The 426-nt window shown below is 73.0% G+C and carries 1 pseudogene; it reads right to left on the bottom strand.

The window, feature by feature from the left end:
• Window positions 1-17 precede the first annotated feature (17 nt).
• Window positions 18-426 (bottom strand): annotated as a pseudogene (locus HWY45_RS36420) (endonuclease/exonuclease/phosphatase family protein); the annotation flags it as partial.

Here is a 426-nt window from a genome sequence, read left to right as displayed (position 1 = left end):
TGCCGAGGCGCGGCGCATCAGTCCAGGCGCAGCCGCGCGATATAGGGCAGGTGGTCGGACAGCCAGGCGGTGTCGTCGGTCGGCGCCTACCACTCCAGCGGGGTCAGGCCGCGCACGAACATCTTGTCGAGCGCCAGCGCCGGCGAGAAGGCCGGGAAGGTGCGCCCCGATTCGCCGAGCAGGGTGGCGACCTCGGACAGGCCGATCTCGCCGAACAGCGGCACCGAATCGTTGCGCCAGTCGTTGAAGTCGCCGGCCAGCACCAGCGGGCCGTCCTGGGCGTGATGCTCGATCCAGTGCGCGATCCAGGTCATCTGGCGCAGCCGCGCGGCGCGCGTGAGCGCCAGGTGGGCGCAGAGCAGGGTGATCGGCGCGGCGCCGGCCAGGGTGGCGCGCGCCACCAGCAGGCCGCGCCGCTCGAAGCGA

This window comes from Burkholderia stagnalis (assembly GCF_902830275.1).
GTDB lineage: Bacteria > Pseudomonadota > Gammaproteobacteria > Burkholderiales > Burkholderiaceae > Burkholderia > Burkholderia stagnalis.
This window is presented reverse-complemented; position numbering and strand designations above follow the sequence as displayed.